We start from the raw sequence: 24544 nt of genomic DNA, 5'->3' as shown, positions 1-24544 counted from the left end.
GGCTCGGTGCCGGGGGTCGTCGGCTCGGTGCCGGGGGTGGTCGGCTCGGTACCGGGGGTCGTGGGCTCGGTGCCGGGGGTGGTCGGCTCGGACGCGACTGGGCTGGTTGCTCCGGCGACCGGAGCGTCATCAGCATACGTCGGCAGGATGACGCCGGCGGAGACAGCGGCAGCGCTCAGCGTTGCAATGGCGGCGCGGCGAAGATTGGAGGCACGCATATTGTTTCCTCTCGGGGAAAGTAGTGAAGACGAATGTGTCACGTGCCGTGACATATCCACACATCATTAGTGTCATCGGGGTGAACCTACGACGGTCACTTGTTGAGTATGTACGACAGTTTGTTGCAAATCAAACGATAAGGGGTATCGTTGGTCCAGTTTTCCATTCAGTTAATGCAGATGCACGTAAATTGATTAACCGGTCGATAGCTTGGCAGTTGTTGACTAAAGGTTAGCAATTTGCCTTATATTCTCGAAGAGTGACCATCGGGTAATTCGTAGAATGTGAGGTATGTAATCAAATATCGTGTGACTCTCTATATGATCAACCAACAGGTCGGTATTGTTAGATATACGGTGGGGTAAAACAGGAGTCTCGCTAGGCCTTAAAGACTGTCATGTCATTGTTGCGGAGAGTTAAGTTGTTCTTCGCATTTAAGGGTGTGGAAGGTGTTGGAATCCGCCGGAGTGGAGGAGGCAGTGTAGACGGTAGTTACGGTGGCTGACGAATCCTTGAGCGATGCCGCGTAGGTGTTGAAGGGGCCGTTGCTGGTGTGGGGGTCGTCGAAGTAGGCCAGGATGTCCCCGGCTCTGCGTGTGAAGGTTGTGCCCATGCGGGCTAGTTCGATGCATGTGTGTGGCAAGCCCGGGCGGGTGAGCGTCGTGATGAGCTGGCGGAGGGTGTTTTTGCCGCGCCTGGGGTCACGGTCACGGTAGGCCGCTAAGAGGTCCTGGTAGATCCTCCAGGTGGCGTGCACGTCGGCGTGGTCGGGGCAGGCGAATACGGCATCTAGGCGCGCCTGGGATGTGTCTGTGAGGATGTCGGTGCCGGTCAGCAGTGTTTTGCGGGCCGCGTACAAGGGGTCGCCCTTGCGGCCGCGATGCCCCAGGGTTTCTTGCTGGACGCGCTGGCGGCACTGCTCTAGGGCGTCGATGGCGATATGAACAACGTGGAAGGGATCCATTACCGTCACCGCCCCTGGTAGCTGGCTGGCTGCTGCGCTCTTATAGCCACTGAACCCATCCATTGCCACGATCTCAATGTTGTCTTTCCATTCTTGGGGGCATGCGGCCAGCCAGGAAGACAAGACATGTTTGGAGCGGCCTTGCACCACGTCTAGGAGGCGGGCCGGGCCAGTATGGTCGCGTACAGGGGTCACCTCCACGATCACCGTGGCGTACCTGTCCCCACCCCGATGACGCCACACGTGCTCATCGACCCCAATGACGCGCACTCCTTCAAAGCGAGTCGAATCCGCCAGCAGGAGTTCTTCCTCATAGGCCTGTATCGCCTCGTTAGCGGTATGCCAGGCCACCGCCAGGTGAGCGGCAATGCGATTGATGGACATATTGTCAGCGATCAAGCACACAAGCCCCCAGCGCAAGGCCCCAAAGGAGAGCTTGGCGCGTGGGGGAGCCGCCTGGCTGATGTCATCACACCAGGAACGAGAACACGCACGACAGTGGTAACGTCCCACATACACCACCATGGTTGTGGGCTGATGCCCCCGCGGTTCGTGCGCAAAGCACCGGGTACGCGGCCCCAGCGCATCCCCCGGGCGCCCACACCCTGGACACAGCCGAGCAGGATTAGCGGCACGGCACTTCAGGACGAACCCGCCCCCTGGCAGCACATCCCCACAGCCACCAAGCCCAGCTCCTCCAACCCGCAATAGGTCGTCATATCCAGAGCAGAAAAGGTACCATTACCCATGTCGGGGCCTCCCAGCGTTTGAAGTGCCGCAACCCCAATCATCGGGCAGGCCCCGACCCCATGCCAACACCACTAGAACCTAGAACGAGCCAGTTACGTTTCGCTGCACACGACACAAGGGATCGGCGTGCCTAGTTATCTGATCGTCACGCAACGTTCCATGATCCTGACTTGAACCTGCGTCGCTCAGTCGCATCATCGACGTCATGGTGTGTGCTCGTATCCTCCTCCCCACTGATGAGATGAACCACTTCACTGTGCCTGACTGCCTCTTTCTGTAACTGCCCAGACGAGACGCCACTGCCGGGATTGTCGCTCCCGCATCATGATCGGTAATGCGATGATGTCCAAGAAACGGAAGGCAGTTCATGACGAGGCAGGGGTTCCCTCGTACCTTTACGCGCTGAGACGGGAACAGACAGCGCCCGGAGGCACGACTTTGACTGCCTCCGGGCGCTTGTCGTGATGCACTCAGCCCGCGTCGACCGTCTGGTTGGCGATCTGGCGCTCACACACGTCGATGAGCTCGCGGATGATGCGCAGCGTACCGGCAGAGGCGTCGGCGTGAGTGTCGATCCACGCCTTGCCCGACGCGACCACGTCGACCTCGGTTGTGTAACCGGCCAGAGCGGTCGGGAACAGCAGCGTGGTCAGGTCTTCGGCGGTGTGGAAGGTGAAACGCTCCCAGATGCCCGCCAGTGCGTCGAAGTATTCTGCGACGTAGGGGGCGTAGGCCGAGGGGTTGGTGCGTGCCTGTGCCCAGAAGCCTGAGATCATCGCCCAGCGGGTGTCGTTGGGGATTGAGGTGTCGGTGAGGACCTTGTCCCACACGTCGGCCTTGATCCATTCGCCTGCGCGCGCGGCGCGGCAGGCCGCAGCGTTCTGATGGCCGGTCATCGTGTCGTCCTCGGCCTCGAGAGCGTCGATGTCGGACTCGGTGGCGACGCTGCCGCGCACGAGCGAGACCAGGAGATCCCACTTGAGGTCGACGTCCAGGTCCAGGCCGTCGAGGGTCTGGGTGGCGTCGAACAGGCCGCGGATGGCCTCGAACTGCTCCTCAGAGGAGGCATTGCGCGCGGCTGCGGCCACGAGCATGCGCTGCGCGTCCGAGCCGGATGCGGCGGTGCGAGCCAGGAGCAGCAGGCGACGGCCCGTGTCCTCGGCTGCCTCGGGGCGAGCCTGTGGTGCGACGAAGGTGCGCACGGCCTCGTCGATGTGGCGCAGGGTCAGCATGAGCAGGCTCATGTTGTCCTCAACCGGGATCGAGGTCAGCGCGAGGTTCAGGTAGTCGCGGGCAGCCATCTCGCCGTCGCGGGTCATGTCCCACGCCGAGGCCATGACGACGCCGCGCGTGAGGGAATCCGTGAACTTGGTGATGTTAGCGACCGCGAAGGCCAGGGACTGCTCGTCCAGGCGCACCTTCGCGTAGCCGAGGTCACCGTCGTTGACAAGGATAAAGTCCGGACGAGCGATGCCCGCAGCGGCCTCAACGACCGTGGACGCGCCGTCGACATCGAGCTCCTCGCGGAAGACCTGGGTGAGCGTCCCCTCCTCGGTCAGTGAGTAGCCCGCGACGCCCAGGCGATGCGGACGCAGGGAGGCGCCCTCGGAGAAGGCTTCCTGCGTGATTTCAAGGCGCTCAATCGTGCCGTCCTCGGCGGTCGTGACGACCGGACGCAGGAGAGTCACGCCGGCTTCCTCCAGCCACACCTTCGACCACGAGGCCAGGTCGCGGCCCGACGCAGCGGCCAGCTCGGTGAGCAGGTCGTCCAGGGTCGCGTTGGCGTAGGAGTGCTTCGTCAGGTACTCGTGCAGGCCCGCGAAGAAGGCGTCGCGTCCCACGTAGGAGACGAGCTGACGTAGCACGGAGGCACCCTTGGCGTAGGTGATGCCGTCGAAGTTGACCTCGACGTCCGCCAGGTCGCGGATCTCAGCCGTGATCGGGTGCGTCGTGGGCAGCTGATCCTGCTTGAGGCCCCAGTCTTTGCGGACCATGAAGCCGGTCCAGCCTTCGGTGTACTTGGTGGCCTCGGCCAAGGCCAGGTGGCTCATGAACTCAGCGAAGGACTCGTTGAGCCACAGGTCGTTCCACCACTTCATGGTGACCAGGTCGCCGAACCACATGTGCGCCAGCTCGTGCAGGATCGTGTTGGCGCGAGCCTCCATCTGAGCCTCGGTGGGACGGGTACGGAACACGTAGGCGTCGCGGAAGGTCACGCAGCCCGCGTTTTCCATGGCACCTGCGTTGTACTCGGGCACGAAGATCTGGTCGTACTTCGTGAAGGGGTAGGCGATACCGTAGGCACCCTCGAAGAACTCGAAGCCGCGACGGGTGATGTCGATGATCTCGTCGGCGTCCAGGTGATCGACGATCGAGGCGCGCGCGTACACGCCCAGGTCGATCGTGCGGCCGTCGGAGGACGTGAGCGAGGCCGTGGTGCCCTCGTAGGGGCCGGCCACGATCGCGGTGATGTACGTCGACATCTTTTCCGTGGTCGCGAAACGGTAGGTCCACGCGTCGCCGTCTTCCTCGGGGGAGGGGGTGGGGGCGTTGGAGAAGACCTTCCAACCCTTGGGGACCTTGACGGTGAGAGTAAAGACCGACTTCAGGTCGGGCTGCTCGAAGGTCGTGTAGACGCGGCGCGCGTCCGGGACCTCGAACTGGGAGTAGGTGTAGGCCTGGCCGTCCGCGGGATCGACGAAGCGGTGCAGACCTTCGCCCGTGTGCATGTACTGGCAGGACGCGTCGACCTCGAGGACGTTGTGTTCCGCCAGGTTGTTCAGCGCGATGCGGTTGTCCTGGTGGGTGGAGAACGGGTCGAGGCCGACGCCGTTGAGCCGAATCGAGTGCACGTTGTTGGACACGAGGTCCGCGAACGTGGACGCGCCTTCGCGCGCGTCGAACTCGATGCGGGTGAACGATCCGAAATCGGTGTCGCCGCGCGTGAGGTCCAGCGAGATCTCGTAGCGTGTCACGGAGGAGATGACCGAGGCGCGCTCGGTCGCTTCCTCGCGAGTGAGGTTCAGGCCTGGCATGGGGTGCCTTTCCGTCGATGGAATGGGGGCGCTGTCGCGCCAAACATTCCTATGGTGTCATGTGTTGCAGGTGAATGCGAGGGGCGCGCCGAAATGTGTCCGCTGGGACACGCTTTTACCAAATGGTGACGCGTTCGGCCGGACCGAGCCACATGCCGTCCCCGGGCTTGACATCAAACGTCTGGGCGAAGGCATCCAGGTTGCGCAGCACCTGGTTGCATCGGAACTCCGCGGGGGAGTGGGGGTCGACTGCCAGCATCTGTCGGGCGAACTGGGGGCGGGTTGCGGTCCGCCAGGCGCGCGCCCACGAGAGGAAGAAGCGCTGAGCTCCGGTGATCTCGTCGATGACCGGGGCCGTTCGCGGGGTGAGTCCCTGCTCGGCCAGCGCGGCCACCCACGCCTTCCATGCGATTGTCATGCCGCCCAGGTCGCCGATGTTCTCGCCGATAGTCAGGGCGCCGTTGACGTGGGGGAGCGAGCGCTCGGTGCCGTTTTCGCTGTCGTCGGCCACGGCCTCGTCACCCTCGGTGGGCAGGAGGACGGAGGGCGTGAGGACGTCGTACTGTCCGATGAGGGCGTGGGTGCGTTCCTCGAAAGCGGCCCGGTCCTCCTCGGTCCACCAATTCGACAGGTTGCCGTCGCCGTCGTATCGGGAGCCCTGGTCGTCGAAGCCGTGGCCGATTTCGTGACCGATGACCGCGCCGATCGCGCCGAAGTTCACCGCGTCGTCCGCCTGCGCGTCAAAGAACGGGGGCTGGAGGATCGCGGCGGGGAACACGATCTCGTTCTGGGTGGGGTTGTAGTAGGCGTTGACCGTCTGGGGAGTCATGTACCACTCGTCGCGGTCGACGGGGCCGCCCAGCTTGGCCCACTCGCGGTCGGTGGCGTGCGCGTTGGCGGCCCGCACGTTGTCCACGAGCGTGGCGGAGGAGTCCAGGTGCAGTGTCGAGTAGTCGCGCCACTTCACGGGGTAGCCGATCTTCGGGTTGAAGGTCGCCAGCTTGGCCAGCGCCTTGACCTTGGTGTCCTCGCTCATCCAGTCGAGGCCTCGGATCGACTCGCCGTAGGCGTCGAGGAGGCGCTGGACGAGCGCATCCATCGCTTCCTTTGCGTCGGGCGGGAAATGGCGGGCGACCCACGCGCGGCCCATGGCGTCGCCCAGGTAGGACTCGATGAGGGACAGCGCGCGCTTCCATCGGGGACGCAGCTCCTGCGTGCCGGAGAGAGTGCGGCCGTGGAAGTCGAAGTTCTCCTCCACGAAATCGGCCGAGAGCAGGGAGGCGCGCACGTCGATGGTCGATGCGCTCAGCCACTCCTTGAGGGTGGCCAGGTCGGTGCTTTCCCACAGGGAGGCCGCGCCGCGCAGGAAGTCGGGCTGGTCCACGTTGACGACGAGGCCGCAGACCGGCATGCGGGCTCCGCGCGCCCAGGCGTCCCAGTCGAAGCCGGGGGCGAGCGACGCCAAGCGGGTCCACGGCGTCGGGTTATCTGACAGGAGCGGGTCGCGGTTGGACACAGAGTCACGGTGATGTGAAGCCAGGGCTGTCTCCAGGGCCATGATGCGGTGTGCGGCACCTTCGGGGTCGGCCACGCCCGCGAGCGCTAGGAGGCGTCCGGTGTGGGCGACGTAGGCCTGGCGAATTGACTCGTAGTCCTCCTCACGGTAGTAGGCCTCATCGGGCAGGCCAATGCCGGACTGGACGAGGGAAACCATGTAGGAGGAGGAATCATGAGGGTCAGTACCCACGTAGGCACCCACCAGACCACCGATGCCGGCGCGCATAAGCGCGCCCATGGCCTCGGCTAACTCCTCTCGCGTCGCGCAGGCGTTGATCGCGTCGAGTTCGGCGCGCAGGGGAGCGGCACCAGCGGCCTCGATAGTGTCCTCGTCGAGGAACTGCGTCCACAGGGTTGCGATGCGGTCCGCGTCCGGATCGTCGAGTCTGCCGGCGGCCGCGTCCTGTGCAATTGCGCGGGCATATTTTTCGGATGCGTCGCGCAGTGCGTGGAAGGCGCCGTCCATCGGGCGGTCGGCCGGAATATTGTGGGTCGCCAGCCAGGTGCCGTTCACGTGGCGGTAAAAATCGTCTTGGGGGCGCACGGAGGGGTCCATGTTCGAAGATTCGAGGACGCGTGCGAGCAGTGTGTTTGTCATGCTCTCACTCTAGGGGGTCTGGTGCCTGTGGCGTGGATCGTAGCGATGTCGGCGAGGCGCAAACGGAATTACGTGACACGTATTGGTTGTTATTCCCGGTTTTTCGGGGTATTCAAGGCAAAGACGTGCGAATGAAACTTTGGCGCACGCCGCGGATGCACATATGTGCATAGGGGTCTGCGAATTCGTTCAAATGGGGGCGTTTGGGGCAGAATTGTGAGCGCAATGAGGCACATCCTCATGAAGACGTGAAGGGAAAAACACGGTGAAGACACTTCGCACTGACGTGTGCGTCATCGGTGGCGGATCCACCGGTGCCGGCGTCGTCCGCGACGTCGCAATGCGCGGCTTTTCTGCCGTCCTCGTCGACCGGGCCGATATCGCTCAAGGTACGTCCGGTCGCTTCCACGGTCTACTCCACTCCGGTGCGCGCTACATCGCCTCCGACCCCGAGTCGGCCACCGAATGCGCCGAAGAAAACAAGATCGTCAAGCGCATCAACTCCAACGCCATCGAGGCCACCGGCGGCCTCTTCGTGGTGACCGCTCACGACGATGAAGATTACGCGGACCAGTTCCTGGCCCGTGCTGCCGCTGCAAAGGTGCCGGCAGAGGAAATCTCCATCGCTGAGGCCCTACGCCGCGAACCCCGTCTGGACCCGCGCATCAAGCGTGCGTTCGCAGTCGAAGACGGAACGGTCGACGGCTGGCAGATGACCTGGGGAGCCATCCGCTCCGCACAGGCCTACGGTGCCCAGATCCTGACCTACCACCGCGTGACCAATATTGAGCGCGACGGCGACCGCATTTGTGCCGTCATCGTTCGCGACGAGCGCGGCGGCGAAGACGTGCGCATCGAATGCGGATTCGTCCTGAACTGTGGCGGCCCATGGGCTGGAAAGATCGCTGGCCTGGCCGACTGCCACGGCGTTGACGTTGTCGCCGGTGCCGGCATCATGATCGCCATGAACCACCGCCTTACACACTCGGTCATCAACCGCTGCGTGTGGCCCGCCGACGGTGACATCCTGGTGCCCGACCACACGGTGTGCATCATCGGCACGACGGACCTCAAGTCTGACGACGCCGACAACCTGCCGATCCCCGCCGACCAGGTCCAGCAGATGCTCGACTCCGGCGAAGCCATGATTCCCGGCTTCCGCAAGGCTCGCGCGGTGCACGCGTGGGCGGGTGCTCGTCCCCTCATCAAGGACTCTCGTGTGTCGGAGACCGACACCCGTCACATGGCACGCGGCATGAGCATCATCGACCACAACTCGCGAGACGGCGTCTACGGCATGCTCACCATCGCGGGCGGCAAGCTCACCACCTACCGCCTCATGGCCGAGCGAATCGTCGACATCATGTGCACTGAGATGGGGGAGACCCGTCCGTGTAAGACCGCCGACGAGGCTGTGCCCCCTGCCAAGGAAGCGCGCCTCTACACGATCGGCCACCGCCTCGAGAACGTCGAGTCCCGTAACGAGGGACCCACGCACGAGCAGATCATCTGTGAGTGCGAGATGGCCACCCGTGCCATGCTCGAAAACGTCATGGATACGCTGCCCAAGGGCCAGCTGGACGACGTGCGTCGCCAGATGCGCCTGGGTATGGGGCCGTGCCAGGGTGGCTTCTGCTCCCAGCGCGCTGCGGGCATCGCGCACGAGCGTGGTGATATCGACTCGGAACGCGCCAACGGGCTGCTTCGCCTGTTCTTGAAGAACCGCTGGATCGGCCTGTGGCCCATCCTGTACGGCAAGCAGGCCAGGCAGGCTGTTCTCGATGCATGGATCCACGAGGGCACGCTCGACGTCGAGCACCTGCCCGCAGCCAAGGAAGAGGTCGTTCGATGAGAGACGTCGTTGTTATCGGTGCCGGCCTGGCCGGTCTGTCCGTCGCGATCAAGGCCGCCGATGCGGGCCTGAGTGTCACCCTCATCACCAAGGGTGTGGGCGGTATTCAGCTCGGCACGGGCACTGTCGATATCCTCGGCTACGGCCCTGACCTGATCGATAAGCCTCTCGAGGCGCTGGAAGCCCACGTCGCCTCGCGTCCCACGCACCCCTACGCGCACGTCACCCCGGCTCACGTCGGTGCATCCGTCGCGTGGCTGCGCGACACGGTTGGCCCAGACGCCCTTATTGGCGACGAGACGCGCAACGTGCGCATCCCCACCGGCGTCGGCGCGCTGCGCCCCACCTGCCTGATCCCGCCCTCCATGGAGGCCGGTATCCCTCAGGCGGGTGCCCGCTACGCCATCGTGGGACTGAAGCGACTCAAGGACTTCTACCCCAGCCTCGTCGCCGAGAACCTGTCGCGTCAGACCGGCCCCGACGGCAAGACGATTGCTGCGCGTTCCCTGAGCGTCGACTACGTCGTGCGTGACGGTGAGATCGATTCCGTGGGCACAGTGCACGCTCGCAGCCTTGACCACGAGGAGAACCGCGCGCGCCTGGCCGCCCAGATCCGTCCCCTCCTTCAGGACGACGAAATCGTTGGCCTGCCCGCCGTGCTCGGCCTCGACGATCCGAACGCGTGGCGCGACCTGGCCGACAAGCTCGGTCACCCGGTCTTCGAGATCCCAATCCAGCCCCCGTCGATTCCCGGCATGCGGCTGAACGCACAGCTGACCCGCATGGCTTCCGCCAAGGCGCGTGTCATCCTCGGCTCGCCCCTCACGGCGATTCACGCCGCGGATGGACGCATCCAGGCCGTCGAATACGCCAGCGCTGGACGCGCCACACGCGTCGAGACACGCGCTGTGATCCTGGCGGCGGGCGGCTTCGAGTCCGGTGCCCTCGAGCTGGACTCCTACGGTGCCGTGGCCGATACCGTGTGCGGCCTGCCCGTGATGGGCCCCACCGGCCAGCTGCTGCACGCCGACTTCTGGGGCGACGAGCAGCCCCTGTTCCTGGCAGGCCTGGCCGTCGACGACTCCATGCGCGTCGTCGATGACAACGGCACGCCCGTGTACACCAACCTGTTTGCTGCGGGCGGCAACCTGGCCGGTGCCACCCGCTGGCGTGAAAAGAGCGGCGAAGGTATCGCGCTGGCCAGTGCCCTGGCCGCCGTCGACGCAATCGTGGAGGAGCTGAAATGACCCTGGAAATGTCAACGCTGATGGGACCGGGCGTGGAGGAAACCGACGTGCTCTCCCTGGAGGGTGACGCGGCGCTGCGCGCCAGCCTGGACGCCTGCGTCAAGTGCACGATCTGCGAGACGCAGTGCCCCGTCATGCGCGTCACTGACCTGTTCGGTGGCCCGAAGTACTCCGGCCCGCAGGCCGAGCGCTTCCGCAAGGACGGGCAGATGGTGGATAAGTCCATCGACTACTGCTCCTCGTGCGGCACCTGCTCGCTCGTGTGTCCCCAGGGCGTGAAGGTCACCGAAATCATTCACCACCGTCGCACCGCGATGAAGGAAGCGCACGGCATTCCGTTGCGCGACCGCCTCATCGGCCGCACCTCACTGATCGGCACCATGATGACCCCGGTCGCTCCGATTGCGAACTGGGCGCTGGATGTCAAGCCGATCCGCGTGGCGATGGAGGCCGTTATTGGTGTGCATCGCTCGGCCCCCATGCCGCGCGCCTACGGGCGCACCTTCGAGTCCTGGTTCAAGAAGCACACGCCGCTGCCCGGCTCGGGCACGCGCGGCCAGGTGATCTTCTTCCACGGATGCGCCGGCCAGTACTTCGAGGTTGAGACCTCCATCCACTCGGTCATGGTGCTTGAGCACCTGGGGTACGAGGTCTTGGTCCCCAAGCACGGCTGCTGCGGTCTGGCGCTACAGTCCAACGGCCTCTACAAGGATGCGCGCAAGTACGTCTCGAAGCTGACCAACGACCTGCGCAGCGTCAACCGCGATGCGCCGATCATCTCCGCGTCCGGTTCGTGTGCGGGCATGCTGCGCCACGAGGCGCACGAGATCCTGGAGATGGACACGCCTGAGCTGACGGATGTGGGTAGCCGCATGTGGGACATCAGCGAGTTCTTGCTGCACCTGTACGACAAGGGTGAGCTGGATACCAACTTCCAGCGCATCGACGTCACTATCCCGTACCACGCGCCCTGCCAGGTGAAGTCTCAGGGCTTGGGCAAGCCGGCCATCGAGCTCATGAGTTTGATTCCCGGCGTGACCGTCAAGGATTCCGAGCAGCCTTGCTGTGGCATCGCGGGCACGTACGGCATGAAGAAGGAGAAGTACGCGATCGCCCAGGCCGTGGGCGCTCCCGTCTTCGACTTCATCAAGCAGGTCAACGCCGAGCTGGCGGCATGCGACACGGAGACGTGCCGTTGGCAGCTGCGCACGGCCACGGGCGCGAATGTCGTTCACCCGATCTGGCTGATTCACAAGGCTTACGGTCTGCCCAACGGCTGAGACGCGAGCGAGTATCCCCGGGCGCGCACGACGATGCGTGCCCGGGGATATTACTGTGTGCTCATGAGCATCCCTCGCCGCGTCGTCGTCACTGGAGCCTCTACTGGAATTGGGCAGGCTACCGCCCGCCTGTTGGCGAAGCGGGGGTGGAGGGTCGTTGCGGTGGCCCGTCGCCGCGAGCGCCTGGAGGCTCTCGCCGCCGAGATCGGTTGCGAGTACTGGGCGGCTGACCTGAGCGATGAGGCGCAGGTGGAGGAGATGGCCGCCCGCGTCCTGGAGGGTGGCCCCGTGGATGCGCTGGTCAACAACGCGGGTGGAGCTATCGGTGTGGACAGCGTCGCCGACAGTGACCCTGCCAGGTGGAGTGCGATGTTCGACCGTAACGTGCTGACCGCTCTGCACTGCTCGCGCGCTTTCCTGCCGGGTATGCGCGAGCGCGGGGGAGACCTCGTGTTCGTGACCTCGACTGCTGCCCACGACACGTATCCGGGTGGCGGTGGCTACGTGGCCGCCAAGCACGCTGAGCGCATTATTGCTAATACCCTGCGCCAGGAGCTGGTGGGCGAGCCCGTGCGCATCATCGAGATCGCGCCCGGCATGGTGCGCACCGAGGAGTTTTCTCTCAACCGCCTCGGCTCCCGGGAGGCGGCCGACCGCGTCTATGAGGGGGTTGCTGCCCCGCTCGTCGCCGAGGACATCGCCGAGGCGATTGTGTGGACCCTGGAGCGCCCGTCCCACGTCAACATTGACTCGATGATCGTGCGCCCGGTGGCTCAGGCGACGAATACTCTCGTGGCCAGGAACGCCCCCGAGGCGTAGGCGGCGAGGCCGAGCACCGAAGTGAGACGAGGCCGGGGTGGGGTGGTCCGTGGCGAGCGGTGAGCGTGCCCGGCCTCGCGCCACTCATGCGAGCGTGGCCGCTAGCGTTGATGCGGCCACGATGATGAGGAGGGCAGCAAAGACTAAGCCGAGGACGCGATTCGACACGCGTGCAGTCAGGCGCGCTCCCACGAACCCGCCCACCATCGAGGCACCGGCGAACAGCGCGACCATTGCCCCGGCCTCGGCGGTGATCGTCAGAGTTCCGGAGAGTGTGCGCGAAGCCAAGCCGAAGGCAGCCGTGATAACCATGACCAGCAGGGATGTGGCCGAGGCGCGCCTCATCGGGTATCGCAGCGCGAGGTGTAGGGCAGGCACGATCGCGAAGCCTCCGCCGACGCCGAAAAATCCCGTGAGGAAACCCGTCAGCGTCGCGAGCGCGACGACCTGCCCCACGGTCGCGAGCGTCCACGAGCGTTGATCACGCAGCTGTGCCCCGGCCTCGTGCGACGAAGGCGAGGCGGATGGGTGCAGCTGGGAGCGAACCATGAAGATCGCGACCGCTCCCAGAAGAGCGCAGAAGGACAGCATGAGGGTCCGGGCTGACACGAGCGGGGCCAGCGCCGCTCCCGCCCACGTGCCCGCCAGGCCAGCGAGCGCGAAGATCGTTCCCTCACGCCACGCGACGCTCCCGCTGCGAGCGCGCGTGGCCAGGGAGACGGCGGCTGTCAGCCCCACGATGATGAGGGACAAGCCCGTGGCCTGGTGCGGGTTTTGGCCGAGGATGTAGACGAGAATGGGGACGGAGACAATGCCACCTCCTGCGCCGAGCGAGCCAACGACGACGCCGACGAGCGCGCCGATGAGGAGGGCGTGAAGGATCATCGGACCCCCTGCCCGGGTGCAGGCGTGGGAGGACGGACCCCCAGGGAGGCCGCGAGCGCGGGGTCCATGATGTCGCAGGCCTGCCTGCCCGCCGCGATGAGCATGCCGATGGCGCGCAAGGCGGGGGTGGCGTGCTCGTAGAAGGCGCGGTAACCCTCGCACAGGTAGTTGTGTGCGCGCTCGCCCCGGCGGACGAAACGGTCTTTCGGACACCCGCCCCAACACAGGCGCAGGTACGCGCACGCGCGGCACTCCTTGTCCAGGTCGGGCTTGAGGCGCGCAAAGTCACGCATCTTATCGGAGGCGGCCAGCTCCGACAACGACGAGGAAGTGATCGAGCCGACCAACCAGTCCGGCTCCACCCAGTGATCGCAGGCGTACACGTCGCCGTTAAACTCCATCGCCATATTCGCCCCGCACACCGGCGCGTGCACACACACCGACGCCGACCCGAACATAGCCGACAGCGTCGAATCCACGTCCTGAATGAAGACCTCACCCACGTCGGAGGCCAGCCACTGGTCGAACACCTCGCACAGGAAACGCCCGTAGGAGGCGGGGGACGTGGAGCGGCTCGTCACGCAGTCCCCGTCCTGCCGATACAGGAGCGCCGAAGTCCCGGAGCGCCAGCCGCGCTCAGCCTGAGCCAGGTCGGCGGCGCGCACACGCTCAACAATGGGAATGAACTGCAGGTAGCGAGCCCCAAGCTCGTCACGGAAGTAGCGATACACCTGCGCTCCGTGCTCCTCGTTCGCGGCGTTGACCGTGCACAGGATGTTCGTTTCCACGCCCGCGCGAGCCAGAGCCTCCCAGCCGCGCACAACCATCGCGTGGGTACCGCGCCCACCACGGTTCAGCCGGTAAGCATCGTGCATGTGAGCGGGTCCGTCGATGGAGACTCCCACGAGAAACTCGTGGTCAGCGAAAAAACGCGCCCACTCATCGCTCACCAGCGTCCCGTTCGTCTGCAGGGCATGACGCACACGCTGGGTGAGGCGACGGTAGCGCTCACACAGCTCCACGAGGCGCTCGAAAAAGCCGAGGCCGCGCAGGGTCGGCTCGCCGCCCTGCCACAGCATCGTCACCTCGCCGTCACCGCTCGACTCAAGGAACGACTGCACGTAGCGCTCCAGCGTCTCCTCCGACATGGTCTGCGCCGCCGCATCGTAGAGCAACTCCTTAGACAGGAAAAAGCAATACTGGCAGTCCAGGTTACATGCCGCACCCGTCGGCTTCGTCACCACAGAAAAGGGGATCTGGGCACTCACGAATGCTCACCCCCAGCGCGCACCCCCACCCCAGGCGAGGCCGTGGCCCCTCCCCGGTGAGGCGTGCGCTCGCGGTCGGCGTCCTCGTCGCCCGACGGGTGGGCCGCGATGTAGGCGCAGCCCTGGGCGGCCCCGAGCGGTCCGAGCGAGGCCGCGACCACGTCGATGTCCCACTCCATGACGGGAAGGAGTTCCGCACGCATGTGGGCGGCGATATCCTCCTTAATCTGGGGGAAAGCGTCCACGATCTCGCCCGCCACAATGATTGCTTTCGGATTGATGAGCAACGCCGCCGACCCGAGCACGTAGCCGATCGCCCGTGCGGCTCCCTCCAAGGCCGCCAGCGCACGCTCATCGTCGGCGTGCACAGCCGCGCGCAGTTCCCTCAGATCGCGTGCCCCCGCTCGCTCGCATAGGGCAGGCACCGACGCGAGCGTCTCCACGCAGCCGCGCTTCCCGCACCCGCACAGTGCATCGTTTCCCGCCACCGTGATGTGTCCCAGCTCCCCGGCCAATCCCGTCGCCCCGCCCACCAGACGAAAATCGGAGACGACGCAGCCTCCCACGCCGCCCGACAGGCGCAGGTAAATGAAGGACGACATGCCCGACCCCGCGCCCCAAAGCCCCTCCGCGAAAGCAGCCATCCGCACCGTGTTGTCCACCACCGGGACAGCCTGCCACCACCGTCCCGTCACTGACGCGACGTCCTCTACGCTCGGATAGGCATCCGACGCTACTCGCGCATGACGGCCCATTGGAATCGGAGCCCCAACGCCCACTGCACGCACCCGCGACACGTCGATCCCCTGGGAGGTGGCGCTCGCAGACAGTGCCTCGCAGGTCTGTTCGAGGCACCCCAGGAGCGTCGGGGATGCGGGGGAGACGATGTGGGCGGAGGCCAGGACGGTGCCGGAGCGGCTGAGCATGACGGCGGCGCAGGAAGTGCGTGTGACCAGGAGGCCGACCGCGTGCGCGGCGGATGCGTTGAGGGTCAGGAGCTGGGTGGGGCGACCGCGCCCGGGCGCGTTGGAGCGGACGGGCACGACCGATCCTTCGTCGAGGAGGGTGGTCAGGGCGCGGCCGAGGTTCGTGCGGGAGGTGTCCAGGGCTTCGCAGAGCTGCGAACGCGTCGCCGGGGAGAAGGAGAGGTGGGTGACGATACGGTCCTCGAGGGTGGGGAGGGGGTGGCGCGTGGGGTAGTGCATGTCCGTCCTTCCCGGGTGTGTGCCGTGAGCGGTGCCCCGCCACGACCTCGTTACTTTTATGATACGTGTCACTGAGTGTGTCTCGTGGGTGGCGTGCGTCTGTGTGGGTGTCGCGGCGGCGGAAGTCTGGAGTCCCTTCCGCCGCCGCGCGTCTAGTCGCTCGTGACCTCGTCGAGGTCGGAGCGAGCCGTGTTGACCAGTGGGATGTCGAAGTCCGTCATCGCCGCCATCCACTTGGCGAAGGAGTGGTCTCCGCGCTCGCGCAGCTGCAGGTAGAGGTTTGTGGCCAACTCCCTGCGGATGTCGTCGTACACGGGCACGGTGTAGACGTTGTTCATCTCGGCGGGGTCCAGGCGCAGGTCGTAGAGCTCGTTGATTGACTCGGGGTTGATGACGAGCTTGAAGTCCCGCGTGCGCAGCATGCGCTGCTGGAGGGGGAAATGGTGGCCGTGGAACTCGCACACGATGTCCTCGCGCCAGCCCTCAACGTCCTCGCCGCGCGTGAGGTCCACGATCGAGCGGCCATCCTCCACGAGCGAGGTGTCCAAGCCCGCGATGTCCAGGACCGTGGCCGGCAGGTCGATGAGGGAGACGAACGCGTCGGAGCGGCCCACCGTGGACACGCCGGGGATGTGGGCGATGAAGGGGACGTTGTAGATGTCGTCGTACATCATCGGGCCCTTGTCGTTGAGGCGGTGCGAGCCTGTGAACTCCCCGTGGTCCGCGCAGAAGAAGACCGCCGTGTCATCCAGGATGCCCAGCTCGCGCGCCACGTCCATGATGCGCCCGATCTCGAAGTCGATCATCGCCGTGTATCCCCAGTAGACCGCGATGAGCTTCTTCCACTGCTCGTTCGTGAACGAGGACGTGGACCAGTAGGTCGCGTAGTTCTCCTGGATCGGGGGCTTGCCGATGAGGGGGTCTCCGAAGTTTTCCGGCAGCTCCACGAGGTCGGGGTCGATCAGGTCGAACCACTCGTCGGGCAGGAAGTAGGGCAGGTGAGGGCCGAAGAAGTGCACGTCGAGGCAGAAAGGCTGTCCCGAGTTTTTCCAGTCGGCCGCGTACTCGCGCAGCTTCTCGATCGCGCGGTCTGCTAGGAATCGCTCGAAGGTGGCCTCCTCAGGCTGGTCCAGGCGTGCGGCGATGATGTGCCCGTCGCGCCCGCCGGGGAGCTTGCCGCGCCACAGGTCGTGGGCGCGCACCGGCGGGAGGTTATTGGCCTCGAGCCAGGCGACGTACTTCTCGTTGGCCACGGGGTTTTCGGCACCCCAGTAGGTGTCGTCGTCCGCGCCGAAGGCGTCGGGCAGGTTGTATCCGCAGTGGTACTTGCCGACGATGCCGACGTTGTAGCCGGCGTCGCGTAGCTCCTGCGTGTACGTCCACGTGCCCTTGGGGATCGAGACCTGGTAGGCGATGTTCCACTCGGGGTTGGCCAGCACCTGGTGCTTACCCGGGCGCTTGCCGGTCATGAGTGAGGCGCGCGCCGGCGTGCAGATCGCGGTGGGGGTGAAGCAGTGGGTGAAGGCGAAGCCCGATTCGCCCATTGCGTCGATGACGGGGGTGTGGGCGTGGGGGTTGCCCAGGCAGCCGATTGTGTCGGTGCGGTGCTGGTCGGTCATGATGACCAGGACGTTGCGTACGTTGTCGGGGATGTCCCGAGTCTTGTCGGTCATTGGTGTGTCTTTTCGTCGTTGAATTCGGGGGTTGGCCAGTTACTTCTGGGCGACGACCGTGTCCATGTCTTCGAGTTCGGTGCCGCTGGTTTCGGTCAGGAAGCGAGCGGTGAAGATGACGGCGAGGACGCCGAAAGCGCAGTAGATCCAGTAGGTGCCGGCCGGCGACCAGGCGATGAGGAAGGGGAAGAGTAGAACGACCAGGAAATTGACCAGGAAGTCTGCGCCCGACGCGAGCGACATAGCGCCGCCGCGGATCGAGTTGGGGAACATCTCGCCCATGACGATGGAGAAGATCGGACCCCACGAGGAGGTGAAGCCCAGGAGGAAGGTGCACAGGGCTGCGACCGCCAGGAACGCCAGGACGGGGGAGTGGGCGACGTCCGGCTTGCCGTCGACCGTGGGGGCGACCGTGAAGACTGTGGCCACAACGCCGAGGGAGACGAAGATGAGGGTGCCGCCGTAGATCAGCATGCGCTTGCGGCCCACACGATCCACCAGCATGATGCCCGACAGAACGCCGACGATCTTGAAGGCCGTGATGAGCAGAGTCTGGGCCAAGGCCATCGACTCGGTGAAGCCGACGGCGGCGAACAGGGAGTTCGAGTAGAAGAACACGCCGTTGATACCGGTGAGTTGCTGGAAGGCAGCGATCGCCATGCCGACGAAGACCAGGCCGCGCCACTTCGAGGACAGGATCTGGCCAATCGACAGCTTCGCACCGCCGGTGGCCGTCAGAGACTCGGCGATGGCGGTGACGCGTGCGGCTGGATCCGCCTCTGCGCTGACCTTCGCCAGGATGGCCTCGGCCTCGTCGGTGCGTCCCACGGAAACCAGGTAGCGTGGGGACTCGGGGATCTTCGCCGTGAAGACGACGAAGAGAAGCGCCGGAATGATCAGGCATGCGAAGAGAACCTGCCAGGTCATGAGGCCTCCGAACGCAGGCCGCGCCGCGCCGCCCGTGAACGAGACGACCGCCGTGTTGATGAGGCCCGCGAAGAACAGGCCCAGAATGATCGCGAGTTGGCGGAATCCGATGAGGCGCCCGCGGATGTCGGCTGGGGCGATCTCGGCGACGTAGCCGGGGGCAACCGTGGTCGCCGCGCCAAAACCGATGCCGCCAATGATGCGGGTCAGGAGCAAGAATGGGTAGCCGAAGCCGCCCAGCAGCGGAGAGATTGGGCCGAGGAGGGCCTCGAACAGGAGGAAAGGCCCGACCCACATGAGCGTGGTCTTGCGGCCGATCCGATCAGAGATACGGCCCGCGGCGAGCGCCCCGAACAGGCCACCGATGACGCCAGCCGCGCCCGCAACACCCTGAAGAATAGGGCCGAGTTCGAAGGTGGTACCCACCGCCTTGATGGCGGCGTTGAGGACCATGCCCTCAAAACCGTAAAAGAACGGGCCGAGGGTGGCGATGATCGCCAGCGTTGTCGCATAGCGCCTCGCGTTCTTCTCGCGAGGCGTGAGTGAGGGTGTCGTAGACATGTCTTCGTCCTTGAAGGTGAGGAATGCGCCCGCGCCTGCCGTGTGCGCATTCCTCACGCTACGCGCCTCAATTTGTGTCCGAGCTAACGGACATAAACATAGTAAGTGATCTAAGTCACTTAGCGTGTTGGTGTTCACCGCTTCTGAATCACAAACTCCGGATCCGGAGCACTCGTCACCTCCACCGACTCAGCATCAATAACCAGCGCCTTCGCACCACGCAGACGCAACGTCCCACGCACCCGCACCCAACTATCCGCCGCAGGAACCGCTCCGTCCCACCGCACCGCAAAACCAATCGCATACGCGTCCGCCGCACAACACCAAATCGCCATACGCGCCACCGCGAAACTCTCCTCCTGCGTCAACCGCGGAATCGACGCCTGCCCCCGCGCCGAAGCCTCGCTCATCACAAAACCCGTCAACTCCACACGCTGACCATCATGCACCTTCCCATGAGACGCCAATTCCTCAACCTGAGCAGCAAAATTCTCCGTCGTCAGCTCCAACACTCCACTCGACGAGGCCTGGGACCCACCCCCGCTCTGGCTCCCACCCGGGGTGGCCGACTGCGTGCCCCCATCCGCGCTCGCGGGGGGAGCGGAGGAGCTGTCCTCGGATGGTGCGCCGGGGTCCGCCTCGGCCTCGTCTTCGGTATCTGCGGCACGCGCGCTAATCGTGGTTGCGGCCAGCTCAGAGGGGGACACGCGGAAGGGAAGGATCAGGATGAGGGCGGCCAGGATAGCCACGCTGGCGCGCGTCAGCCCACGACGCGACGACGCGGGCGCATGGGTGTGCTCACCATGGGTGTGCTCACCCTCGCCCACCTCCAGACGCGACGATAGTGCCAGCGCGCACGCCAACAAGCCGACGCCTGATGCGAGGATGCCCAGCCGCGCCGACGGTGGCACGAATGACCCGTAGCGTCCCGACAGCGCCATCCATGCGAGCGCAGCACCCAACCCCGCCAGAGACAGGGCCTCCAGGGTGGGAGCAATCCGATCCAACAGCTTCACGAGAGAACCCCCATCCACCAGGAGCCGCCAACAACCAACGCGGCAACTGCTGTCACCGTCACGAACAGGCGCGCCACAAATGTTCCGCGGAACTGCGACGACAACAACGCTACGTTCTTTACGTCCATCATCGGCCCGTACACCATGAAGCCCATGAGAGCACCTGTCGGTGCCAATGAGGCGAACGAGCGTGCAATTACCGCATCAGACGATGAACACAGGGACAGGGCGAAACCCGCTCCCATCATCAGAGCCAACGCGCCCGCCGCAGGCAGCCCCGACAGCAACGACGACACCGGCCACAGCACCTGTGCCACCGTTGATGCGGCCACGCCTCCCAGTAAGAACGGCAAAATTCGCCCAAACGACCGACCAGTCGCTGCCAACACGCCAGAGACGCTCCGGTCGGGCATCTCGCACCCGTGCTCGCAGCAACACGCGTCGCCCCCGTGATCGGTGTCCGACAGGCTCTCCTCGCGCAGCGCGCGTGGAGGAATGACCAGCATAGACAGGCCGACCGTGAGGGCGACGACGACCGAGAGGCCGACCCGCGCCGCGACGAGCGACCACGACCCGAAGGCGTAGAGCGTCGAGGCGAATACCAGCGGGTTGATCGCGGGGGAGGCCAGCATGAGGGTCGTCGCCGCCGACAGGGGAACCCCCTTGCGCAGGAGGGAACGGAAAATCGGAACGGCCGAGCAATCGCACACGGGCAGCACGAAAGCTGCGAGGAGCGCAGTCAGCACCGACGCGAGAGGGTTTGTCGGGAACACCCGGGCGATGAGCGCGGGGGAGAGGTAGGCCTCGATGAGTTCGGCGACGAAGACACCCAGGAGGAGAAAGGGGATCGCCTGCAGGGTCATGCCCACCGCAATCGTCGCTGCGCGCCCAACCGGGAAACCCGCGCCGGATAGGGACCCCTGCAACGCCCAGACGACCAGCAGCGCGGCGATCACGCACACACCGACGAGCGCACCCCAGGGGCGCGCGGGGCGTTTCGTTTCCGTTTTAAACACCCCACAACTCTAGTGCAGGGCTGCGCGCTCCCCGAAAGCACGCGCCGTGGCAACGAGGCCGTGCACCGAGACGGGAAGAGCACGCCTGCGCTGTGGGCAGACAGACGCGCCCCCGATGGGCATCTGAACAGTCGCTTCGCTACACTGGTTTTTCGCTACGATCCGGCCCGCGACAGCGGGGTATCACCGGGGAGCATCCGGAAGAAAGAGGGCAGCGATAGCCGGCCACGGCCTCGTCCCCTCCAGTAGAACCGGACGGGAGGGCCCGACACAGCCCCAACGAAGCGGCCGCACCCGACCAACGGGAGCGGCAAGCGGGGTGGTACCGCGGGTGCCGGCGACGCCGGTCCTCGTCCCTGTATAGGCGCGAGACGAGGACACTCATGACGAAGCACGGCTTCTATCCCCGCCACCGGCAAGACGAGGTGGACCCCAGCCCTTCCTTCCCGACCATGGAAGCATCCACGCTGGCCTTCTGGGCGAGCGACGACACCTTCCGCAAGTCGGTGCAGATGCGCGACGCCGGCGAGCACGGCTCTAACGAGTTCGTGTTCTACGATGGTCCGCCTTTCGCCAACGGCCTGCCCCACTACGGTCACCTCCTGACCGGCTACGTCAAGGACGTGGTGGGCCGCTACCAGACCATGAAGGGCCACCGCGTCGAGCGTCGCTTCGGCTGGGACACGCACGGCCTGCCCGCCGAGCTCGAGGCGCAGCGCCAGCTCGGTATCGAGGACGTCACCGAGATCACCCGTGAGGGTGGCGTCGGCATCGAGGCGTTCAACGCGGCCTGCCGTTCCTCCGTCCTGCGCTACACGAAGGAATGGGAAGAGTACGTCACCCGACAGGCCCGCTGGGTGGACTTCGAGCACGACTACAAGACGCTCGATATGTCCTACACCGAGTCCGTGCTGTGGGCATTCAAGCAGCTCTACGACAAGGGCCTTGCCTACCAGGGTCACCGCGTCCTGCCCTACTGTTGGAACGACCGCACGCCTCTGAGCAATCACGAGCTCAAGATGGACGACGAGGTCTACCAGGACCGCACCGACAACACGGTGACGGTGGGCCTGCGTCTGGAGAAGAAGCTGCGTGAGGATTCGGCGCGCCCCGAACTGGCGCTCATCTGGACGACCACGCCCTGGACCCTGCCCTCGAACTCGGCCGTCGCCGTGGGGCCGCAGATCGAGTACTCCCTCGTCGAGGTCGCGGCCGACCACGAGGGCAACCTCGCGGGCGAGCGTGTCCTCATCGCCACCGACCTGATCCCCTCCTATGTCAAGGAGCTGGGCGAGGACCACACCATCGTCGCCACCTACAAGGGCCACGAGCTGGTGGGCCTCCACTACCACCCGATCTACGACTACTTCGACACGCCCGAGCGCCGCGCCGAAGGCGGTGCCCCCGGCCCCAACGGCTGGTCCATCATCGCCGCTGACTACGTGACGACGACGGATGGCACCGGCCTCGTCCACCAGGCACCCGCCTTCGGTGAGGACGACATGTGGACGTGCATGGAGTACGGCATCGGCCTCGTTATGCCCGTCGACGAGGGCGGCGTCTTCACCTCGGAGGTCCCCGACTACGAGGGCATGCAGATCTTCGACGCGAACCGCTACGTGGTCGCCGACCTGCGCGAGCAGGGCGGTCCCATCGCGCGCCGCGCCCCCGAGATCCGCGCCGTGCTGGTGCGCGAGAAGTCCTACGTGCACTCCTACCCGCACTGCTGGCGCTGCCGCAAGCCCCTCATGTACAAGGCCGTGTCCTCCTGGTTCGTGCGCGTGACCCAGATCCGCGACCGCATGGTCGAGCTCAACCAAGAGATCACCTGGACCCCCGCGCACACCAAGGACGGCATCTTCGGCAAGTGGCTGGAGGGCGCCCGCGACTGGTCGATCTCGCGTAACCGCTTCTGGGGCGCGCCGATCCCCGTGTGGGTGTCGGACGATCCGGCCTACCCGCGCACGGACGTCTACGGCTCCATCGCGGAGCTTGAAGCCGACTTCGGCGTGGAGGTCACGGACTTCCACCGTCCCTTCATCGACTCTCTGACGCGCCCGAACCCGGACGACCCGACGGGCAAGTCGACGATGCGTCGTATCTCCGACGTGTTCGACTGCTGGTTCGAGTCCGGCTCGATGCCCTTCGCGCAGGTGCACTACCCGTTCGAAAACCAGGAGTGGTTCGAGAACCACTACCCGGGCGACTTCATCGTCGAGTACATCGGTCAGACGCGCGGCTGGTTCTACACGCTGCACGTCCTGGCGACCGCCCTCTTCGATCGCCCCGCGTTCCGCTCCTGTGTCTCTCACGGCATCGTGCTGGGTGACGACGGCCTGAAGATGAGTAAGTCGCTGCGTAACTATCCGGACGTGGCCGAGGTGTTCAACAAGTACGGTTCCGACGCGATGCGTTGGTTCCTCATGTCGAGTCCGGTCGTGCGCGGCGGCAACCTGATCGTCAAGGAGGAGTCGATCCGCGACACCGTCCGTCAGGTGCTGCTGCCGATCTGGAACACGTACTACTTCTTCACGCTGTACGCGGGTGCCTGCAACAAGGGTGAGGGTTACGAAGCGAAGCGCATCGACCTGTCCTCGCCCGAGGCCGTGGCCGCGCTGGTGCAGATGGACCGTTACCTGCTGGCGCACACCCGTACCCTCGTTGAGGATGTGCGCGGCGCGCTGGATGCCTATGACGTGGCGGGTGCGTGCGAGGCGGTTCGCGACTACCTGGATGTTCTGACGAACTGGTACGTGCGTACCCAGCGTCAGCGCTTCTGGGACGAGGACAGCGCCGCGTTCGACACGCTGTACACGGCTCTCGTGACGCTCATGGAGCTGGCGGCACCCCTGCTGCCGTTGCTGGGCGAGGAGATCTGGCGTGGCCTGACGGGCGGAGAGTCCGTGCACCTGACGGACTACCCGGTTATCGACGAGGCCGTGGATGCCCCTGAGCTGGTCGCCGCCATGGATGAGGTTCGTTCGATTGTGTCGTCGGCTCACGCGCTGCGCAAGACGCATCAGCTGCGTGTGCGCCAGCCGCTGGCCTCCCTGCAGGTCGTCTCCGAGCACTTTGCTGCCTTGGAGCCCTTCGCGGACCTGATTGCTTCCGAGGTGAACGTGAAGTCCGTGGTGTTCTCCGCGCCGGAGAATTCGGGCTTGAGCGTGCGCACCGAGCTGAGCCTGAACCCGCGCGCCTTCGCCCCGTCGGTTCGTAAGCTGACGAGCCAGCTGTTCAAGGCTCAGAAGTCCGGTGAGTGGGAGCTGGCGGAAGATGGCGCGTGCCGTTTCCCGGGCGTCGTGGTTGACGGCGCTCCGCTGGAGCTGACCGGTGACATGTTCTCGGTGTCTACCTCCGTGGATGCTGCCGAGGGACAGGTCGCGGACGTGCTGGCGTCGGGCACCTTCGTGGTGCTCGATACGGAGCTGACCCCCGAGCTCGAGGCCGAGGGCTACGCCCGCGACGTCGTGCGTGCCGTCCAGGACGAGCGTAAGAACGCCGGCCTGCACATTGCGGACCGCATCGACCTGTCGCTGACGGTGCCGTCCGATCACGTGGCCGACGTGGAGGCCTGGCGCGACATGATCGCCGCCGAGACCCTCGCGCTGTCGCTGACGGTCGAGGCTGGCGACAAGCTCGCGGTGAGCGTCGCCAAGCACTGAGTGCTGTTAG

At 65.3% G+C, this 24544-nt stretch carries 15 protein-coding genes and 1 pseudogene; 5 read left to right on the top strand and 11 right to left on the bottom strand.

Features of this window, described 5'->3' with window-relative positions:
* The 4 genes and pseudogenes from HMPREF1136_RS01185 to HMPREF1136_RS01170 all read right to left on the bottom strand — a co-directional run.
* Nucleotides 1–218: hypothetical protein (locus tag HMPREF1136_RS01185; protein ID WP_009647475.1), on the bottom strand; the 218-nt coding region annotated here is incomplete at its 3' end.
* A 435-nt stretch (nucleotides 219–653) separates the two neighbouring features.
* Nucleotides 654–1932: pseudogene (locus HMPREF1136_RS01180) on the bottom strand (ISL3 family transposase).
* 471 nt (nucleotides 1933–2403) lie between these two features.
* Nucleotides 2404–4968, bottom strand: a complete 2565-nt coding sequence (gene pepN / locus HMPREF1136_RS01175; RefSeq protein WP_009647472.1) for an aminopeptidase N — start codon at nucleotides 4966–4968, stop codon at nucleotides 2404–2406.
* A 115-nt stretch (nucleotides 4969–5083) separates the two neighbouring features.
* Entirely contained in the window at nucleotides 5084–7123 is a 2040-nt protein-coding gene (locus tag HMPREF1136_RS01170) for a M13 family metallopeptidase (RefSeq protein WP_009647476.1), read from the bottom strand.
* A 265-nt stretch (nucleotides 7124–7388) separates the two neighbouring features.
* Here HMPREF1136_RS01170 and glpA point away from each other — a divergent pair, with 265 nt between their 5' ends.
* The 4 genes from glpA to HMPREF1136_RS01150 all read left to right on the top strand — a co-directional run bounded on the left by glpA (nucleotide 7389) and on the right by HMPREF1136_RS01150 (nucleotide 12321).
* Entirely contained in the window at nucleotides 7389–8975 is a 1587-nt protein-coding gene (glpA, locus tag HMPREF1136_RS01165) for an anaerobic glycerol-3-phosphate dehydrogenase subunit GlpA (protein ID WP_009647467.1), read from the top strand.
* Nucleotides 8972–10222 carry a glycerol-3-phosphate dehydrogenase subunit GlpB gene (gene glpB, locus HMPREF1136_RS01160; protein WP_009647469.1) on the top strand — a complete coding sequence of 417 codons (1251 nt, stop codon included), beginning with the start codon at nucleotides 8972–8974 and terminating at the stop codon, nucleotides 10220–10222. The genes glpA and glpB overlap by 4 nt, the downstream gene beginning before the upstream one ends.
* A complete protein-coding gene (locus HMPREF1136_RS01155) occupies nucleotides 10219–11502 on the top strand; it encodes an anaerobic glycerol-3-phosphate dehydrogenase subunit C (RefSeq protein WP_009647466.1) in 1284 nt (427 codons plus the stop codon). Before glpB ends, HMPREF1136_RS01155 begins: the two co-directional genes overlap by 4 nt.
* A gap of 63 nt (nucleotides 11503–11565) precedes the next feature.
* Entirely contained in the window at nucleotides 11566–12321 is a 756-nt protein-coding gene (locus HMPREF1136_RS01150; RefSeq protein ID WP_034504348.1) for an SDR family oxidoreductase, read from the top strand.
* Nucleotides 12322–12405: 84 nt separating this feature from the next.
* On the opposite strand, the gene HMPREF1136_RS01145 is transcribed toward HMPREF1136_RS01150, so the two are convergent.
* The 7 genes from HMPREF1136_RS01145 to HMPREF1136_RS01115 all read right to left on the bottom strand — a co-directional run bounded on the left by HMPREF1136_RS01145 (nucleotide 12406) and on the right by HMPREF1136_RS01115 (nucleotide 20872).
* Nucleotides 12406–13206: a sulfite exporter TauE/SafE family protein gene (locus HMPREF1136_RS01145; RefSeq protein WP_009647463.1), complete on the bottom strand. Its 801-nt coding sequence runs from the start codon at nucleotides 13204–13206 to the stop codon at nucleotides 12406–12408.
* On the bottom strand, nucleotides 13203–14474 hold the full coding sequence (locus HMPREF1136_RS01140; RefSeq protein ID WP_009647473.1) for an anaerobic sulfatase maturase: 1272 nt from the start codon (nucleotides 14472–14474) through the stop codon (nucleotides 13203–13205). The genes HMPREF1136_RS01145 and HMPREF1136_RS01140 overlap by 4 nt, the downstream gene beginning before the upstream one ends.
* Nucleotides 14471–15679, bottom strand: coding sequence for an ROK family protein (locus HMPREF1136_RS01135; protein ID WP_009647462.1), 1209 nt, complete (start codon nucleotides 15677–15679; stop codon nucleotides 14471–14473). Before HMPREF1136_RS01135 ends, HMPREF1136_RS01140 begins: the two co-directional genes overlap by 4 nt.
* Nucleotides 15680–15831: 152 nt before the next feature.
* Complete coding sequence (locus tag HMPREF1136_RS01130; protein WP_009647460.1) at nucleotides 15832–17352, bottom strand: sulfatase-like hydrolase/transferase; 1521 nt, start codon at nucleotides 17350–17352, stop codon at nucleotides 15832–15834.
* A gap of 39 nt (nucleotides 17353–17391) precedes the next feature.
* Nucleotides 17392–18840, bottom strand: a complete 1449-nt coding sequence (locus HMPREF1136_RS01125; RefSeq protein ID WP_034504342.1) for a sugar porter family MFS transporter — start codon at nucleotides 18838–18840, stop codon at nucleotides 17392–17394.
* A gap of 134 nt (nucleotides 18841–18974) precedes the next feature.
* On the bottom strand, nucleotides 18975–19856 hold the full coding sequence (locus HMPREF1136_RS01120; protein ID WP_009647477.1) for a TIGR03943 family putative permease subunit: 882 nt from the start codon (nucleotides 19854–19856) through the stop codon (nucleotides 18975–18977).
* Nucleotides 19853–20872, bottom strand: a complete 1020-nt coding sequence (locus HMPREF1136_RS01115) for a permease (protein ID WP_034504339.1) — start codon at nucleotides 20870–20872, stop codon at nucleotides 19853–19855. The genes HMPREF1136_RS01120 and HMPREF1136_RS01115 overlap by 4 nt, the downstream gene beginning before the upstream one ends.
* Nucleotides 20873–21255: 383 nt before the next feature.
* Between HMPREF1136_RS01115 and ileS the strand changes: the two genes are divergently transcribed.
* Complete coding sequence (gene ileS, locus HMPREF1136_RS01110; RefSeq protein WP_009647471.1) at nucleotides 21256–24534, top strand: isoleucine--tRNA ligase; 3279 nt, start codon at nucleotides 21256–21258, stop codon at nucleotides 24532–24534.
* The last annotated feature ends 10 nt before the right edge of the window (nucleotides 24535–24544 follow it).

Origin of the sequence: Actinomyces sp. ICM47 (genome assembly GCF_000278725.1) — a bacterium.
In the GTDB taxonomy this organism is placed as follows: domain Bacteria; phylum Actinomycetota; class Actinomycetes; order Actinomycetales; family Actinomycetaceae; genus Pauljensenia.
This window is presented reverse-complemented; position numbering and strand designations above follow the sequence as displayed.

What these genes read in the sequence shown, in the direction of transcription:
- pepN (WP_009647472.1), bottom strand. Translation starts at nt 4,968, where the DNA reads ATGCCAGGCCTGAACCTCACTCGCGAGGAAGCGACCGAGCGCGCCTCG.
- HMPREF1136_RS01170 (WP_009647476.1), bottom strand. Translation starts at nt 7,123, where the DNA reads ATGACAAACACACTGCTCGCACGCGTCCTCGAATCTTCGAACATGGAC.
- glpB (WP_009647469.1), top strand. Translation starts at nt 8,972, where the DNA reads ATGAGAGACGTCGTTGTTATCGGTGCCGGCCTGGCCGGTCTGTCCGTC.
- HMPREF1136_RS01155 (WP_009647466.1), top strand. Translation starts at nt 10,219, where the DNA reads ATGACCCTGGAAATGTCAACGCTGATGGGACCGGGCGTGGAGGAAACC.
- HMPREF1136_RS01150 (WP_034504348.1), top strand. Translation starts at nt 11,566, where the DNA reads ATGAGCATCCCTCGCCGCGTCGTCGTCACTGGAGCCTCTACTGGAATT.
- HMPREF1136_RS01145 (WP_009647463.1), bottom strand. Translation starts at nt 13,206, where the DNA reads ATGATCCTTCACGCCCTCCTCATCGGCGCGCTCGTCGGCGTCGTCGTT.
- HMPREF1136_RS01135 (WP_009647462.1), bottom strand. Translation starts at nt 15,679, where the DNA reads ATGCACTACCCCACGCGCCACCCCCTCCCCACCCTCGAGGACCGTATC.
- HMPREF1136_RS01130 (WP_009647460.1), bottom strand. Translation starts at nt 17,352, where the DNA reads ATGACCGACAAGACTCGGGACATCCCCGACAACGTACGCAACGTCCTG.
- HMPREF1136_RS01125 (WP_034504342.1), bottom strand. Translation starts at nt 18,840, where the DNA reads ATGTCTACGACACCCTCACTCACGCCTCGCGAGAAGAACGCGAGGCGC.
- ileS (WP_009647471.1), top strand. Translation starts at nt 21,256, where the DNA reads ATGACGAAGCACGGCTTCTATCCCCGCCACCGGCAAGACGAGGTGGAC.